This is a genomic window from Streptomyces sp. NPDC014891, assembly GCF_043081085.1.
Lineage (GTDB): Bacteria > Actinomycetota > Actinomycetes > Streptomycetales > Streptomycetaceae > Streptomyces.
This window is the reverse complement of sequence record NZ_JBIBWF010000011.1, coordinates 1-14,977: the sequence shown is the minus strand read 5'-3', so window position 1 is coordinate 14,977 and position 14,977 is coordinate 1. Positions and strand designations below refer to the sequence as shown.

Sequence of the window (14,977 nt, the reverse complement as noted above, 5' to 3'; positions counted from 1 at the left end):
GACCGTACGAAAGGACTGACGACCAGCAATGGCCGACGAAACCACCCCGACCGGGACCACCGAAGAAGAGCCCGTGCTGCGGATCGAGCCCGTCGGGCTCGAGACCGAGATGCAGCGCTCGTACCTCGACTACGCGATGTCCGTCATCGTGTCCCGCGCGCTGCCCGACGTACGGGACGGCCTCAAGCCCGTCCACCGGCGCGTCCTGTACGCGATGTACGACGGCGGCTACCGGCCCGAGAAGGGCTTCTACAAGTGCGCCCGCGTCGTCGGCGACGTCATGGGCACCTACCACCCGCACGGCGACTCCTCGATCTACGACGCGCTCGTCCGCCTCGCCCAGCCCTGGTCGATGCGCATGCCGCTCGTCGACTCCAACGGCAACTTCGGTTCCCCGGGCAACGACCCGGCCGCCGCCATGCGGTACACCGAGTGCAAGCTGATGACGCTGTCGATGGAGATGCTCCGGGACATCGACGAGGAGACCGTCGACTTCCAGGACAACTACGACGGCCGCAACCAGGAGCCGACGGTCCTGCCGTCCCGCTTCCCGAACCTGCTGATCAACGGCAGCGCCGGCATCGCGGTCGGCATGGCGACCAACATCCCGCCGCACAACCTCCGCGAGGTCGCGGCGGGCGCCCAGTGGGCGCTGGAGCACCCCGACGCCGGCCACGAGGAGCTCCTCGACGCGCTGATCGAGCGGATCAAGGGCCCGGACTTCCCCACCGGCGCGCTCGTCGTCGGCCGCAAGGGCATCGAGGAGGCGTACCGCACCGGTCGCGGCTCCATCACGATGCGCGCGGTCGTCGAGGTCGAGGAGATCCACAACCGCCAGTGCCTGGTGGTCACGGAGCTCCCGTACCAGGTGAACCCGGACAACCTCGCGCAGAAGATCGCCGACCTGGTCAAGGACGGCAAGATCGGCGGCATCGCCGACGTCCGCGACGAGACCTCGTCCCGCACCGGCCAGCGCCTCGTCATCGTGCTCAAGCGCGACGCCGTCGCCAAGGTCGTCCTCAACAACCTGTACAAGCACACCGACCTGCAGACGAACTTCGGCGCGAACATGCTGGCGCTCGTCGACGGCGTGCCGCGCACCCTCTCGCTGGACGCGTTCATCCGCCACTGGGTGACGCACCAGATCGAGGTCATCGTCCGCCGGACGAAGTTCCGGCTGCGCAAGGCCGAGGAGCGCGCCCACATCCTGCGCGGCCTCCTCAAGGCCCTGGACGCCATCGACGAGGTCATCGCGCTCATCCGCCGCAGCGAGACCGTCGAGGTGGCCCGCACGGGCCTGATGGGGCTGCTGGAGATCGACGAGATCCAGGCCAACGCGATCCTGGAGATGCAGCTCCGCCGGCTCGCCGCCCTGGAGCGCCAGAAGATCGTCGCCGAGCACGACGACCTCCAGGCCAAGATCGACGAGTACAACGCCATCCTGGCCTCGCCCGCGCGCCAGCGTGCGATCGTCAGCGAGGAACTGGCCGCGCTCGTCGACAAGTTCGGCGACGACCGCCGGTCCAAGCTGGTGCCCTTCGACGGTGACATGTCCATCGAGGACCTGATCGCCGAGGAGGACATCGTCGTCACCATCTCGCGCGGTGGCTACGTCAAGCGGACCAAGACCGAGGACTACCGCTCGCAGAAGCGCGGCGGCAAGGGCGTGCGGGGCACGAAGCTGAAGCAGGACGACATCGTCGACCACTTCTTCGTCTCCACCACCCACCACTGGCTGCTGTTCTTCACGAACAAGGGCCGGGTCTACCGCGCCAAGGCCTACGAGCTGCCCGACGCCGGCCGGGACGCCCGCGGCCAGCACGTGGCCAACCTGCTGGCCTTCCAGCCGGACGAGCAGATCGCCCAGATCCTGGCGATCCGCGACTACGAGGCCGCCCCGTACCTGGTGCTCGCCACCAAGGCGGGCCTGGTCAAGAAGACCGCGCTGAAGGACTACGACTCGCCGCGATCCGGCGGTGTCATCGCGATCAACCTCAGGGAGACCGAGGACGGCCGCGACGACGAGCTGATCGGGGCCGAGCTGGTGTCCGCCGAGGACGATCTGCTCCTCATCAGCAAGAAGGCGCAGTCGATCCGCTTCACCGCCACGGACGACGCGCTGCGTCCGATGGGACGTGCCACATCGGGCGTCAAGGGGATGAGTTTCCGCGCAGACGACGAACTGCTCTCGATGAATGTCGTCCGGCCCGGTACGTTCGTCTTCACCGCGACCGACGGCGGGTACGCGAAGCGCACCCCCGTCGACGAGTACCGCGTCCAGGGTCGTGGCGGCCTCGGCATCAAGGCCGCCAAGATCGTGGAGGACCGCGGCTCGCTCGTGGGCGCGCTGGTGGTCGAGGAGACCGACGAGATCCTCGCCATCACGCTGTCCGGCGGTGTGATTCGTACGCGAGTCAACGAAGTCAGGGAGACCGGCCGTGACACCATGGGCGTCCAGCTGATCAACCTGGGCAAGCGGGATGCCGTCGTCGGCATCGCACGGAACGCCGAGGCCGGCAGCGAGGACGACGACATCGACGAGGCAGTCGACGCCGAGGGCGCCGTGGAGGCGGCCGAGGCAGCGGTCGGGACCGTCGTGGTCGAGACCGAGGCAGTCGAGGGCACGGAGCCCTCGGCCGGGGAGCACGAGGAGTAAGAGCGTGAGTGGAGCCACGGGCGCCGGATCGGCGGCCGCCGGAGCTTCTGCTGGTGCTGGAGCGAACGGCGCCCGTGGCTCCGCCACGGACTCCCAGGGGGTTGCGGTGACGGACACTCGGGGGCAGCAGCCCTCGTACGAGACCTACAACGGGCCGCTGCCCGGCGAGCGCGCGGGCGCGCAGCAGCCGGCGGGCCCCTACCACCCGCCGCAGGCGTACGGCGCTCCGGCGCCGGGCGGCACGGCGGGCGGTCAGACGGGCGCGGTGCGCCGGCCGCGCACGGGGGCCCGCACGACGCCCCGTACGCGCAAGGCGCGGCTGCGGGTGGCCAAGGCCGACCCGTGGTCGGTGATGAAGGTGAGCTTCCTGCTCTCCATCGCGCTGGGCATCTGCACGGTCGTCGCGGCGGCGGTGCTGTGGATGGTCATGGACGCCATGGGCGTCTTCTCGACCGTCGGCGGCACGATCAGTGAGGCCACCGGCTCGAACGAGTCCAACGGCTTCGACCTCCAGTCGTTCCTGTCGCTGCCGCGGGTGCTGATGTTCACCTCGGTGATCGCCGTGATCGACGTGGTCCTGATGACCGCGCTGGCGACGCTGGGCGCGTTCATCTACAACCTGTCGGCCGGCTTCGTCGGCGGCGTGGAGCTCACGCTCGCCGAGGACGAGTGACGGGCGAGTGACCTGCGAGGGGGCCGGTCGGTTACCGATTTTGGGACTGGCCCTCCTGTGCGCTAATGTTCAGGAGTCAGCGCGCGGGACACACACCGCAGAGCGCGGCGGGGCTATAGCTCAGTTGGTTAGAGCGCATCCCTGATAAGGATGAGGCCACAGGTTCAAATCCTGTTAGCCCCACAGTGAAGATCGACCCGGACGGTTCCTCCGTCCGGGTCGTTTTCTTTGTCCGGGGGCCCTGAGAGGTTTGAACCTCGTACAGGTCACCGATCGGTATCGGTCGATGTGTAGAGTGGGCGTCAGAAGTCTCCTACGTCAACGAAAGACGAGGTCGCGCGGTGAAGAAGCTTCTCCTGGTCGCACTGGCCGCCATCGGCGGGCTCCTCGTGTACCGCCAGATCCAGGCGGATCGCGCCGAGCAGGACCTGTGGACGGAGGCGACCGACTCCGTGCCCGCAGGTTCCGGTGTCTGAGACCCGAACCCTCTGTGGGTGAAGCCCCGGCCGCGCGAGAGCGGGCCGGGGCTTTGCTTTGCCTGAGCAAAATGCCGACGTGCTTGAGTGAAGAGGAGCAGCGCGTGAAGACGCAGGCGGGCCTCGGCCGGAGGGCGGGGGCCCTGATCACGGCGGTCGCTGCGGTGGGGGCGGTCGTGGCCCTCCCCGGGCCGGCGGCGGCCCTTCCGGGGCGGTCGGCGGCGCTTCCCGCGCGTGCGGCGGCCGCCGGGGGTGCGATCCCGCCGTACGCCTTCGACGGCTCGGCCCAGCGCGTCCAGGGCGCCGCGTCGAGCTCGGACGCCGTCCAGCTGCGGACCGGGCAGACCTACCGCGACACGCTCAAGAAGGACGGCAAGGTCTACTACCGGGTCGACCTCGACCGGCAGAACGCGTACGTCTCCGTCGTCGCGGTGCCCAGGGCCGGCGGCGAGGCCGAGTACGGCGACGGCTTCAAGGTCAGCATCCAGGACGGCTCCGGCTTCGAGTGCGGCTACCAGCAGGCGAACTTCTCCTCCGGCGAGTTCGCCCGGCCGCTCGCCGCCTACGCCCGCCGCATCATCGACGCGGACAGCTCCACCTGCCAGGGCGCGGGCGCCTACTACGTGCTCGTCGAGCGCGAGTCGAAGGCGAGCACGGAGGACTGGGAGCTGGAGATCCGCTACGCCTCCGAGCCCCTCCTGAAGAAGGCCGGGCCGACCGAACTCCCCGAGGTCTGGGCGTCCGGCACCCCCGGACCGCCGCCGGGCGACCCGCGCCAGCGCCAGGGCGGGTCCGGGATCCACGACGCGATCTCGCTGACGCAGGGCGAGTGGCGCTCCGACATCCGGCCCGGCCAGACGCTGTTCTACCGGGTGCCGGTCGACTGGGGGCAGCAGCTCTTCACCACCGCCGAACTCGGCAGCAGCGCCAGCGGCGACGAGTACATCGGCCACGCCCTGGTCCTCTCGCTGGAGAACCCGGCGCTCGGCCACGTCGACGAGGGGACCGTCTCCTACAGCGGGAAGCCGGCGACGCTCGCGCTCGACGCGCTGCGGCCGGTGGCCCACGAGAACCGCAGCTCCTCCGACGAGGCCACCAACGGCATGCGGTTCGCCGGCTGGTACTACCTGTCGGCCACGCTCAACCCGGCCATGGCCGCGGAGTACGGGGACCGCACGGTGCCGCTGACCCTGCGGGTGTCGCTCCGCGGCGCCGCGAAGCCGGGGCCGGGGTACGACGGCGACCCCGGGCGGTTCAGCGTGACCGCCGACGACCGGGAGGCGGCGGACCAGGGCGTATCCGGGGCGCAGGCGGTGGACGCGGACGGCTCCCTGCGGGTCGTCGCGGTCGCCGGGATCGGCAGCGGAACGGTTCTGCTCCTGGGGCTCGGCGGATGGACGCTGCTGGCGCGGAGGCGCGCGGCGGCGTAGACGGGGCGCGGTGCCGGTCCGGGTCAGGTCTGGGCGAGGGCCCAGAAGCCGACCGCGAAGCAGACCAGCGCGAGCAGCAGGACCGGGATCGCCACCTTGGGGGGCGGTCCCGGCCGGCGTACCGGGGCGGGCGGCGCCGCCGGGGGCGGCGTGGGACTGCCGTACGGCCCGGGTGTCTGGACGGGCTGAGCGGCGTACGGATGCGCCGGGGCCTGTCCGTACGGTGCGGGCCAGGTCGGCGTCCCGTCGAAGGAGGGCGCCGGCGGGGCGAGCGGCGGGGGCAGGTGGAAGCTGCCCGTCTCGGACGGCCCGGGCAGCGGCGCGGACGTCGTGACGGGGGCGGCGAGCGGGGCCGTGGCGGGAACGGCCGGGTGCGGGGGCCCGTACGGGGGCTGTGGGGGCTGCTGGGGCGGTACCACGGGCGTGGTGGGGGCCGTCGGTGCGCCGACGGGCGCCGCAGCGGGTGCGGGGGCCGTGCCCGCACCCTGGGCGCGCGCCGCGGGGCCGCCCGGCTCGCCGCCGGCGGGTCCCGTCGGGCCCTGCGGGCCGAAGCCGGGCGGCAGCGGACCGAGTTGGTCGAAGATCTCGACCCGCTCCTCGTCGGGGCCCGGCTCGGGCAGCATCTCGACGGCCGCGGCCAGGGCCTTGCGCGCGCCCGTGGCCGTCCGGAAGCGGGCCTGCGGGTCGGGCTGCAGCAGACCGGCGAGCACCTGCCACAGGGGCTCGGGGACGCCGTCGGGGGCGCCGGGGGTGCCGTGGGCCGCGAAGTGCTCGATCAGTGCCCGGGAGTCCGGCTTGCGGCCCTGGAGCAGATAGAGGGCGACCAGGCCGACGGCGAACAGGTCGGCGGTGAAGTCGGGTTCCGCGCCGAGGAGTTGCTCGGGCGCGAAGTAGCCGGGCGTGCCCACCACGTAGTCGGTCTCCGTGAGGCGGGGTTCGCCCTTGCGCATGGAGATGCCGAAGTCGGACAGCCGCAGGTGCGGCCGTCCGGTCCCGGTGACGTCCATGAGGATGTTCGCGGGCTTGATGTCGCGGTGCACGACCCCCTCCGCGTGCACCGTGGCCAGGCCCGAGAGCAGCTGGTCGAGCAGGACGCAGACGAACCGCGGCGGCAGCGGGCCGTAGTCGCCGATCACATGGGCCAGGGAGCCGCCGGCGACCAGGTCCATGGTGAACAGGACCTTGTCGTCGTCGGCGGCCCAGCTGGCCGGGGCGAGGACGTGCGGATGGTCGATCCGCAGCGCCTGCTCGCGGACGAAGCGGAGCAGGGTGTGCGCGTCGCTCTGCAGGAGCACCTTGGCCGCCACGTAGCGGCGGCGCCGGTGGTCCCAGGCGCGCCACACCGCGCCCGCACCGCCCCGCCCGATCGGGTCGACCAGCTCGTACCGCCCGGCGAAAACCTCACCCATCGTGCTGCGTCCGCTCCCCGTTGGTCCCTGTCGAGGCGATGCCGGCCGGCTGCCGACCGCGTCAGTTCTGGTGCGACTCGTAGTGCGCGACCGCGTCCGCGGTGCGTCCCGCGCCGTACACCCGGAGGAACTCTGCCAGTTCGGGGTGGGCCGGGGCGAGGGAGTCGGCGGCGTCGATGATGTCGCCGGCCGCGGCTACGGAGCGCAGCAGCGACTGGATCTCGCGGACCACCCTGCGAACGGTCGGGGCGCCCGACCCGGTGGCCGGCTGGCCGGTGCTGGTGAGGACGGAGCCGCCCTGCGACTTCTTGACCTCGTCCATGCGGTCGGTGGCCTCGGCGGCGCTGACGGTGCCGTCGGCGACCTGCACGGCGAGCTCCTGGAGTGCCTGGACGCGCTGGACGACGGCCGGGTTGCCGATCTTGGCCCGCTGGCCGCTCATCAGCTGGGACAGCATGGGCGCGGAGAGCCCCAGCACCGCCGCGAGCCTGGCCTGGTTGAGTCCCAGATCGTCGATCAGCCGACGGAAGAGCGCCCCCAGCGGCTCTCCGTACCAACTGCGCTGAAGCTCTCTGGCTCGCGCCGTGGCTTCCTGCTGCGCTGCGTCCATTTCTTCTCCCCATCCCTAGGTTCGCCACTGCGAACCTCGATCAGCATCTTACGGAGCGTGGTCGCCGACCGGGAGTCCCAATCCTTTTGCCGGGCATGGGGGGTGACCCGGTACGCTGTTCTCGTTCCGGGGCCTTAGCTCAGTTGGTAGAGCGCTGTCTTTGCATGGCAGATGTCAGGGGTTCGACTCCCCTAGGCTCCACGGAAAGCACCCCCTGTGAACTGCGGAAACGCAGGTCACAGGGGGTTTTCGCATGTCTGGGGCGGGTGGCGTCGGCGGGGGCTGCGGCGGCCTCGGCCGGCTCGCTCGCCCTGTCCCGGCGGGCCTCGGGCCGCCTTCTCCCGTGCCGGGTGTCCCCGGCCGTCCCTCCGGGCGTCGAACGGGGGGCCGGACCGGGCCGCTGCTCCGGACGGGTGGTGTTCATCGGAAGAACTGCGCGACGGCGGCGACGTTCCGTGGAAATCGGGCGCGCATCCACATCATGAGGAAAGTACGTAAAGCGCGCAAACCGAAATGAACCATTCGAGAACATCACGAAAGTGAGGGGCCATGGCCACCGCCAAGGTCAAGCAGTTCTGGACCGCCTTCATCTCCGTCCTCTTCGCCCTGCTCGCCTCCGTCGGCCTGGCGAGCACCGCCGCAGCCGCCCAGCAGCCCGCCGTCCAGCAGCCGGAGGAGCCGGCCGGTCCGGCCGCCGGTGCCGCCGCCGCGGAGAAGCGGGCCGCACTGGCGTCCGTACCGGCGCAGCGGGCGCATCGCCTGCCGCTGGTCGGGGACCGCTCCCTGCCGCCCACGATCAAGCAGCGCATCGCCGCCGAGGCCCACGGTTCCTCTCCCGCCACCCGCAACCGCTCCGCGGCCGGTGTGACCACCTTCTCCGAGGGCGACGAGCCGGCCGCGCTGACGGAGCTGGCGCTCGCCGCGTCGGCGTAGGGCGCGGGGAGACGACGATGCGCACTCCGCGCACCCGTACCCGTACCCGTACGCGTATCCGCACGTCCCCGTACGGCCTCGCCCCGTACGACGCGGGCCCCGGCGGCACCACCCCGACGGAGCCCGGCACGACCCCGGCCCTTCCCGGCCGGATCGCAGGACGACCGAGCATCACCCCGGCCACCACGGAGCCCGGCTCGACCCCGGCTCTCACCGGCCGGATCGCCGTACAGCCGAGCACCACCCGTTCGTCAGCAGGACCCCGCGGACCCCGCGGACCCCGCGGCATCCTCGGAGGACGCCGCAGCATCACCGCGGGACCCCACGGCATCCCCGTAGGACCCCGCAGCACCCCGGCAGCAACCAGGACCCCGGCAGTGGATGACAGGGCCCTGGTCACATACGGGGGGAGTCGGCCGGAACGGCCCGGCGTCCTCCCCGTGGGTCAGCGGCGCTCGTCGTGGTCGCCGGCCTCCTCGGCCGCCGCAGCGGCCTCCGCCTCGGACTGCTTGGCCTCCACCTCGGGGTCGAGGACGTCCCCGCCCTCCTCGTAGGAAGCCAGTACCGCGCCCTCCTCCACCTCGGTGGCGACGGGCGGCTCGACCAGCCAGTCGGGATTGGCCTGCTTGTCCCACCACTTCCAGGCGGCGAACGCGCCGCCGACGACGACGCCCAGGACCAGGAGGCCCTTGGCGAGGCGTCCGGCCCGAGCCCGGCGCTCGTGCCTCTTCACGATCTTCTCGATCTCCCCCGGCGTCACCTGACCGCGCAGCGCGGCCCAGGCGGCGGTGGAACGCGACCCGGCCTCCTCCAGGACGGGACCGGTCGCGGCGACCGCGTGCTCGACACGCGGAACGGTGTAGTCGGCCGCCTGACGGCAGGCCCGGCGGGTCTTGACCGCCGCACGCTGTGCGGCCGCGTCGACCCGCGGCGGAACATGCGGTGCGACGTACGAGTCGTACTGCGCCCGAGCCTGCGCCCGAGCCTGCTGAGCGGCCTTGGAGACCTTCGGCGCGATCACCACACGTGCTTCGTGGGCGTAGTGCGCGGCCTGGTCCTTGGCCGTACCGGCGTACGGCGCCACCGCTTCCGCGGCGTGCAGGACGCTCTCCTTCGCCGAATCTGACGCGGCGCGCACGCTGTCCATGCGGGTCACGGGATTCCTCCTCCTCGGTGGCGACGATGTCGGCTTTTCGCCTTTCCATCCTCTTCGGAATCATGCCCCCCGGAGCCAAGTCCGGCATGTGGGGTGGGCATCCGGGGCATGCGAGGATCGGACACGGCAGCGACAGACGTGACATGACGTGGACGGAAGGCGACCGTGGCCGAGCAGCTGTACGCGATCCTCAAGACCAGCCTGGGTGACATCGAGGTGCGGCTCATGCCGTTCCACGCCCCGAAGACCGTCCGGAACTTCGTCGAGCTCGCCGGCGGTGAGCGCGAGTGGACGCACCCCGGGACGGGCACGGTCTCCTCGGACCCGCTGTACGACGGCACGGTGTTCCACCGGGTCATCAAGGGGTTCATGATCCAGGCCGGCGACCCGCTGGGGAACGGCACGGGCGGTCCCGGGTACGAGTTCGCCGACGAGTTCCACCCGGAGCTCTTCTTCGACCGCCCCTACCTGCTGGCCATGGCCAACGCCGGCCCGGGCACCAACGGCTCGCAGTTCTTCGTCACCGTCGCCCCCGCGACCTGGCTGAACCGCAAGCACACCATCTTCGGCGAGGTGGCGGACAAGGAGAGCAGGAAGGTCGTGGACGCGATCGCGGCCACCGCGACCGACCCGCACACCGAGCGGCCGCTGCAGGACGTGGTCATCGACTCCGTGGTGATCGAGAAGCGCTGAGACGGAAGGGACGGCACCTCTCGTGGAACCGAAACCCTCCGCGCGCGACCACACCGGTGTGCCGCGCTGCTACCGCCACCCCGAGGTGGAGACCGGCATCCGCTGCACGCGCTGCGAGAAGCCGATCTGCCCCTCGTGCATGGTCTCCGCCTCCGTCGGCTTCCAGTGCCCCGACTGCGTGCGCAGCGGTTCGGGGACCGGCCACGCCGCCGACGCCAACCAGCCGCGGACCCTCGCGGGCGGCCGGGTCGCGTCGGACGACCGCCTCGTCACGAAGATCCTCATCGGGATCAACCTCGCGGTGTACCTCGCCGTACTGGCGTTCGGCGACCGGTTCGTCGACGAGCTGGTGCTCATCGGCTACGCCTACAGCCCGGCGCTCGGGGAACTCGTCGGGGTCGCGGACGGCGAGTGGTACCGGCTGCTCACGGCGACCGTCCTCCACCAGGAGATCTGGCACATCCTCTTCAACGTGCTGGGTCTGTGGGTGATCGGCGGGATCGTCGAGCCCGAACTGGGGCGGATCCGGTACGCGGCCCTGTGCCTGCTCTCGGGGCTCTCCGGCTCCGTGCTGGCCTATCTGGTCGCCGCGCAGAACCAGCCCTCGCTGGGCGCGTCCGGTGTCGTCTACGGCCTGATCGGGGCCTGGGTGGTGCTCGCCCGCCGCCGGCGCCACGACATGCGGCCGGTGGTCCTCTTCGTGGCCCTGTCCCTGCTGATGACATTCACCCGACCGGGGATCTCCTGGGAGGCCCACGTCGGTGGTCTGGTCGCGGGCGCGGTGGTCACGTACGCGCTCGTGCACGCGCCGAGGGCCCGCCGGAACCTGGTGCAGTACGGGGCGCTGGCCCTGGTGCTGCTGATCGACGTGGGGATCGTGCTGGCCCGCTCCGCGGCGCTCACCTGAGCGTGCAGGGCTGTGGACGAGCTTCTCTGTGAGCTTTCCCCAGAGTTATCCACAGTGTGTGGCGGGCTCTCCCCACTCTGTGGGGAAAGACTGCGCCCCTCGCCTCTGACCTGGTGTTTCTTCAGGGAGGCGAGGGGCTTTGTCGTCCCGGCCGAGGGTGATTCCGGTCATACCGGCGTCAACCGCGTGCGAGTTATCCACAGATCTTCGTAAGTTATCCAGTGCTGTGCACAACGCTGTGGATAAGTTCAGGGGAGAGCTTGACGAGCAACCGGTACGCCCGCTAGACGGCCGCCGTACCCCTGTCGTTCGCCGCCGTCCGGCGCCGCTGGAGCCACCGGCGCCCTGGGCTACGGGGCTACTTCCACTGCGTGGAGACGCCGAAGCCGGCCGCGATGAAGCCGAAGCCCACCACGATGTTCCAGTTCCGGAGCGACTCGATCGGCATCGAACCGTCGGTGACGTAGAAGACCACGATCCACACCAGCCCGATGGCGAACAGCGCGAGCATCACAGGCGCCACCCAGCTGCGGCTGGTCAGCTTGATCGAGGTGGCCTGCTTCGCGGGCGGGGGCGTGAAGTCGGCCTTCTTGCGGATCCGTGACTTCGGCACGAGGGACTCTCCTGTCGATGCGCTGCGTGACCGCGCAGGGAACTGTGGCTGGCGCCGGGATGTGACGAAGGAGGACGACTGCGTCCCCCAGGCGTCCGTTAGCGTAGTGGTTCCGCGGCACCGAAGGGGATCAGGGTACGTTGAGCAATTCCGCCGGCACTCCCGAAGGACCGGGCCGCACCGCGAGGTGGCGCCCCGTCCGGGTGCTCACCCTTGCCGTTTTCGCCCTCGCCGGACTGATCTTCGTCACGAGCTTCAACACCGCCAAGGGTACGAACATCCGCACCGACGCCTCGCTCCTGCGGCTCTCCGACCTGATCGAGGAGCGCAGTCACAAGAACGAGGGACTCGACGAGTCCACCTCGGCGCTGCGCTCCCAGGTCGACTCCCTCGCCGCCCGCGACGACGGCTCCACGCGCGCGGAGGACGCGAAACTCCACGCGCTGGAGAAGGCGGCCGGCACCACCGAGATCTCCGGCTCCGGTCTCACCGTCACCCTCGACGACGCCCCGCCGAACGCCCATGCCGCCCCCGGCTACCCCGAGCCCCAGGCGAACGACCTGGTCATCCACCAGCAGGACCTCCAGGCCGTCGTCAACGCCCTGTGGCAGGGCGGCGCCGAGGGCATCCGGGTCATGGATCAGCGGCTCATCTCCACCAGCGCCGTCCGCTGCGTCGGCAACACCCTGATCCTCCAGGGCCGCGTCTACTCGCCCCCCTACAAGATCACCGCCGTGGGCGACCGCGGAAAGCTGACCAGGGCCCTCGCGGCCTCCCCGGCGATCCAGAACTACCAGCTGTACGTGAAGGCGTACGGACTCGGCTGGAAAGTCGACGACCACCGGGCGGTGACTCTCCCCGGGTACTCGGGCACAGTGGACCTCCACCAGGCGAAGCCGGTGGGCTGACGCCACGCGCGGCCGGCCGGCCGCCGCCGGGAGCCGACTGCGGGAGGGCCGCTTGCGTCTCGTCGTGAGGACCTTCAGCGAGCTGTGCGTCACCGTCGGCGCCCTGATCGTCCTCTTCGTCGTGTACGTCCTGTACTGGACCGGGGTCCAGGCCGCGAGCGCCAGCGCCGGCCAGATCGACACCCTCCAGCGCGCGTGGACCGACACCCCCGTCCCGACCGCCGCCGCCCCCACCCCCGAGGCCGCGCCCTACGCCCCCGGCAGGGGCATCGCCGTCATGTACGTGCCCCGGCTCGGCAGGGACTGGAAGTGGCCCGTCCTCCAGGGCACCGGCGTCGACACCCTGAAGAAGGGCCTCGGCCACTACGCCGGCACCGCCCGCCTCGGCGCCACCGGCAACTTCGCCGTCGCCGGCCACCGCCGCACCTACGGAGACCCCTTCAAGGACTTCCCCCGGCTGCGCGCCGGCGACGCGATCGTCCTCACCGACGGGACGACCTGGTTCACGTACCGCGTCGACCGCGCCCCCCACCGGACCGTCCCCACCGACGTCGGCGTCATCGACCCCGTCCCCGCGAAGTCGGGATTCGACGGGCCCGGCCGCTACCTCACCCTCACCACCTGCGAACCCGAGTGGGGCAGCAGCCACCGGCTCGTCGTCTGGGCGCACCTCGACGCGACCCTCCCGGTCGCCGACGGCCGTCCACAGGCTTTGGACAGCTGACCCCCGACGGCCCCCTCGCCCCGTACTCTGGTCCCCGTAACGAACAGAAGGGGCGGTCGACGTCATGTACGGCTGGATCTGGCGGCATCTGCCGGGCAACGCGTGGGTGCGTGCGCTGCTCTCGATCGTGCTGGTCCTCGCGGTCGTCTACGTCCTCTTCCAGTACGTGTTCCCCTGGGCGGAGCCGCTGCTTCCGTTCAACGATGTGACGGTGGACGGCCAGTGAGCGCGCGCATTCTCGTCGTCGACAACTACGACAGCTTCGTCTTCAACCTCGTTCAGTACCTCTACCAGCTCGGCGCGGAGTGCGAAGTCCTCCGCAACGACGAGGTCGAGCTGAGCCACGCCCAGGACGGGTTCGACGGGGTCCTGCTCTCGCCCGGGCCGGGCGCACCGGAGCAGGCCGGGGTCTGCATCGACATGGTCCGGCACTGCGCCGCCACCGGCGTGCCCGTCTTCGGCGTCTGCCTCGGCATGCAGTCGATGGCGGTGGCGTACGGCGGCGTCGTCGACCGCGCGCCCGAGCTGCTGCACGGCAAGACCTCCCCCGTCACGCACGAGGGCCGCGGCGTCTTCGCCGGGCTGCCCTCGCCCTTCACCGCGACCCGCTACCACTCGCTGGCCGCCGAGCCCGCCGCCCTGCCGGCCGAGCTGGAGGTCACCGCGCGGACCGAGGACGGCATCATCATGGGCCTGCGCCACCGCGAACTTCCGGTCGAGGGCGTCCAGTTCCACCCCGAGTCCGTCCTCACCGAGCACGGGCACCTGATGCTCGCCAACTGGCTCGAGCAGTGCGGCGACAAGGGGGCGGTCGGACGGTCGGCGGGCCTCGCGCCGGTGGTGGGCAAGGCCGTCGCGTGACGACGGGCTCCCCCTGGTTCCGGCCGTCGAACGATCCGGAGCCCGAGCCGATACCCGCGGACCCGTACGCGGCTCCCTCGCCGTACCAGGAGCCGGCCCCGGCGCCGTACCCGTACCAGGAGCAGGCGTACCAGGAGCCCCAACAGGCCTACCAGGAAACCCCGCAGGCCTACCCGGACCACCCGCAGCCGTACCGGCAGCCCGCGCAGACGTATCCGGACCAGGCGCAGTCGAACGCGCGGCAGCAGCCCTATGCGGACCAGGCGCAGTCGTATCCGGAGGCGTCGCAGACGTACCGGCAGCCCCAGCCCGGCTCCTACCCGGCTCCTCAGGAGCCCGCCTACGAGGCGCCCCGGGAGCCCGCGTACGAGGCTCCCCGCGCGACCCCCTACGAGGCATCCCGCCCGGCTCCCCGTGAAGACGCCGCCGCGGCCCCGTACGAGGCCCCGGAGGCCCCCGAAACCCCTCGGGCCCCTCGGAGTCCCTCCCCGGGCGACACGACCGTCCTGGAGGCCGTGGAGCCCCTTCCCGGGCCCGGCCGGGCGGAACGCCGCCGGGCGGCCAAGGGCGGCACCCGGGGCAAGGGACGCCGGGGCGGCCCCGCGACCACCCCCGCCACCCCGGCCGCCGGAGCCGGCCCGGCCGCCCCGCTCTCCCGCGTCGAGGCCCGCCGCGCCGCCCGCGCCGCCAAGGACAGCGTCGGCGTCGTCGCCAGCCGAGCCGTCGGAGAACTGTTCATCACTTTCGGCGTGGTGATGCTGCTGTTCGTCGCCTACCAGCTGTGGTGGACCAACGTCCTGGCCGGTCAGGAGACGGACCGGGCCAAGGAGCGCATCGAGGACACCTGGGCGAAGGACGGCGCGGAGAAGGACGACAGCAAGCCGGGCGTGTTCGAGCCGGGCGAGGGCTTCGCCATCATGTACATCCC

General features: G+C 71.4%; 15 protein-coding genes, 2 tRNA genes and 1 pseudogene. 14 read left to right on the top strand and 4 right to left on the bottom strand.

Features of this window, described 5'->3' with window-relative positions; genetic code table 11:
* Nucleotides 1-28 precede the first annotated feature (28 nt).
* The 5 genes from gyrA (at nt 29) to ACF09E_RS28375 (ending at nt 5,235) form a co-directional block, all read left to right on the top strand.
* Nucleotides 29-2,656 carry a DNA gyrase subunit A gene (gyrA, locus tag ACF09E_RS28395; protein ID WP_392208146.1) on the top strand — a complete coding sequence of 876 codons (2,628 nt, stop codon included), beginning with the start codon at nt 29-31 and terminating at the stop codon, nt 2,654-2,656.
* Between the two features lie 106 nt (nt 2,657-2,762).
* Nucleotides 2,763-3,329, top strand: a complete 567-nt coding sequence (locus tag ACF09E_RS28390) for a DUF3566 domain-containing protein (RefSeq protein ID WP_361847472.1) — start codon at nt 2,763-2,765, stop codon at nt 3,327-3,329.
* A 109-nt stretch (nt 3,330-3,438) separates the two neighbouring features.
* Nucleotides 3,439-3,512: transfer RNA gene (locus ACF09E_RS28385), tRNA-Ile, on the top strand.
* 158 nt (nt 3,513-3,670) lie between these two features.
* On the top strand, nt 3,671-3,805 hold the full coding sequence (locus ACF09E_RS28380; protein WP_003958712.1) for a DLW-39 family protein: 135 nt from the start codon (nt 3,671-3,673) through the stop codon (nt 3,803-3,805).
* A gap of 104 nt (nt 3,806-3,909) precedes the next feature.
* Entirely contained in the window at nt 3,910-5,235 is a 1,326-nt protein-coding gene (locus ACF09E_RS28375) for a hypothetical protein (RefSeq protein WP_392208143.1), read from the top strand.
* A gap of 23 nt (nt 5,236-5,258) precedes the next feature.
* Here the strand turns inward: ACF09E_RS28375 and ACF09E_RS28370 are convergent, their stop codons facing one another.
* Nucleotides 5,259-6,644: a serine/threonine-protein kinase gene (locus ACF09E_RS28370; protein WP_392208141.1), complete on the bottom strand. Its 1,386-nt coding sequence runs from the start codon at nt 6,642-6,644 to the stop codon at nt 5,259-5,261.
* 61 nt (nt 6,645-6,705) lie between these two features.
* Entirely contained in the window at nt 6,706-7,254 is a 549-nt protein-coding gene (locus tag ACF09E_RS28365) for a DNA-binding protein (RefSeq protein ID WP_055601717.1), read from the bottom strand.
* A gap of 128 nt (nt 7,255-7,382) precedes the next feature.
* Here ACF09E_RS28365 and ACF09E_RS28360 point away from each other — a divergent pair.
* A tRNA-Ala gene (locus ACF09E_RS28360) sits at nt 7,383-7,455 on the top strand.
* A 348-nt stretch (nt 7,456-7,803) separates the two neighbouring features.
* Nucleotides 7,804-8,187: a DUF6344 domain-containing protein gene (locus ACF09E_RS28355; RefSeq protein WP_392208139.1), complete on the top strand. Its 384-nt coding sequence runs from the start codon at nt 7,804-7,806 to the stop codon at nt 8,185-8,187.
* A 445-nt stretch (nt 8,188-8,632) separates the two neighbouring features.
* On the opposite strand, the gene ACF09E_RS28350 is transcribed toward ACF09E_RS28355, so the two are convergent.
* Nucleotides 8,633-9,343 carry a DUF5324 family protein gene (locus ACF09E_RS28350; protein WP_392208137.1) on the bottom strand — a complete coding sequence of 237 codons (711 nt, stop codon included), beginning with the start codon at nt 9,341-9,343 and terminating at the stop codon, nt 8,633-8,635.
* A 165-nt stretch (nt 9,344-9,508) separates the two neighbouring features.
* Between ACF09E_RS28350 and ACF09E_RS28345 the strand changes: the two genes are divergently transcribed.
* Complete coding sequence (locus tag ACF09E_RS28345; protein WP_388807178.1) at nt 9,509-10,036, top strand: peptidylprolyl isomerase; 528 nt, start codon at nt 9,509-9,511, stop codon at nt 10,034-10,036.
* A gap of 22 nt (nt 10,037-10,058) precedes the next feature.
* Nucleotides 10,059-10,943 (top strand): rhomboid family intramembrane serine protease, encoded by an 885-nt coding sequence (locus tag ACF09E_RS28340; RefSeq protein WP_392208135.1) that lies wholly within the window; start codon nt 10,059-10,061, stop codon nt 10,941-10,943.
* Nucleotides 10,944-11,301: 358 nt separating this feature from the next.
* Here the strand turns inward: ACF09E_RS28340 and crgA are convergent, their stop codons facing one another.
* Nucleotides 11,302-11,556 carry a cell division protein CrgA gene (gene crgA, locus ACF09E_RS28335; RefSeq protein ID WP_148003368.1) on the bottom strand — a complete coding sequence of 85 codons (255 nt, stop codon included), beginning with the start codon at nt 11,554-11,556 and terminating at the stop codon, nt 11,302-11,304.
* A gap of 140 nt (nt 11,557-11,696) precedes the next feature.
* Between crgA and ACF09E_RS28330 the strand changes: the two genes are divergently transcribed.
* From ACF09E_RS28330 to ACF09E_RS28310, 5 genes and pseudogenes are all read left to right on the top strand, one after another.
* Nucleotides 11,697-12,464: a DUF881 domain-containing protein gene (locus ACF09E_RS28330; protein ID WP_388807181.1), complete on the top strand. Its 768-nt coding sequence runs from the start codon at nt 11,697-11,699 to the stop codon at nt 12,462-12,464.
* A 52-nt stretch (nt 12,465-12,516) separates the two neighbouring features.
* A complete protein-coding gene (locus ACF09E_RS28325; protein WP_388807183.1) occupies nt 12,517-13,188 on the top strand; it encodes a class E sortase in 672 nt (223 codons plus the stop codon).
* A gap of 64 nt (nt 13,189-13,252) precedes the next feature.
* Nucleotides 13,253-13,414 (top strand): hypothetical protein, encoded by a 162-nt coding sequence (locus tag ACF09E_RS28320; protein ID WP_017240377.1) that lies wholly within the window; start codon nt 13,253-13,255, stop codon nt 13,412-13,414.
* Complete coding sequence (locus ACF09E_RS28315; protein ID WP_148003372.1) at nt 13,411-14,049, top strand: aminodeoxychorismate/anthranilate synthase component II; 639 nt, start codon at nt 13,411-13,413, stop codon at nt 14,047-14,049. Before ACF09E_RS28320 ends, ACF09E_RS28315 begins: the two co-directional genes overlap by 4 nt.
* Nucleotides 14,046-14,977 (top strand): annotated as a pseudogene (locus ACF09E_RS28310) (class E sortase); the annotation flags it as partial. The gene ACF09E_RS28315 and the pseudogene ACF09E_RS28310, both read left to right, overlap by 4 nt.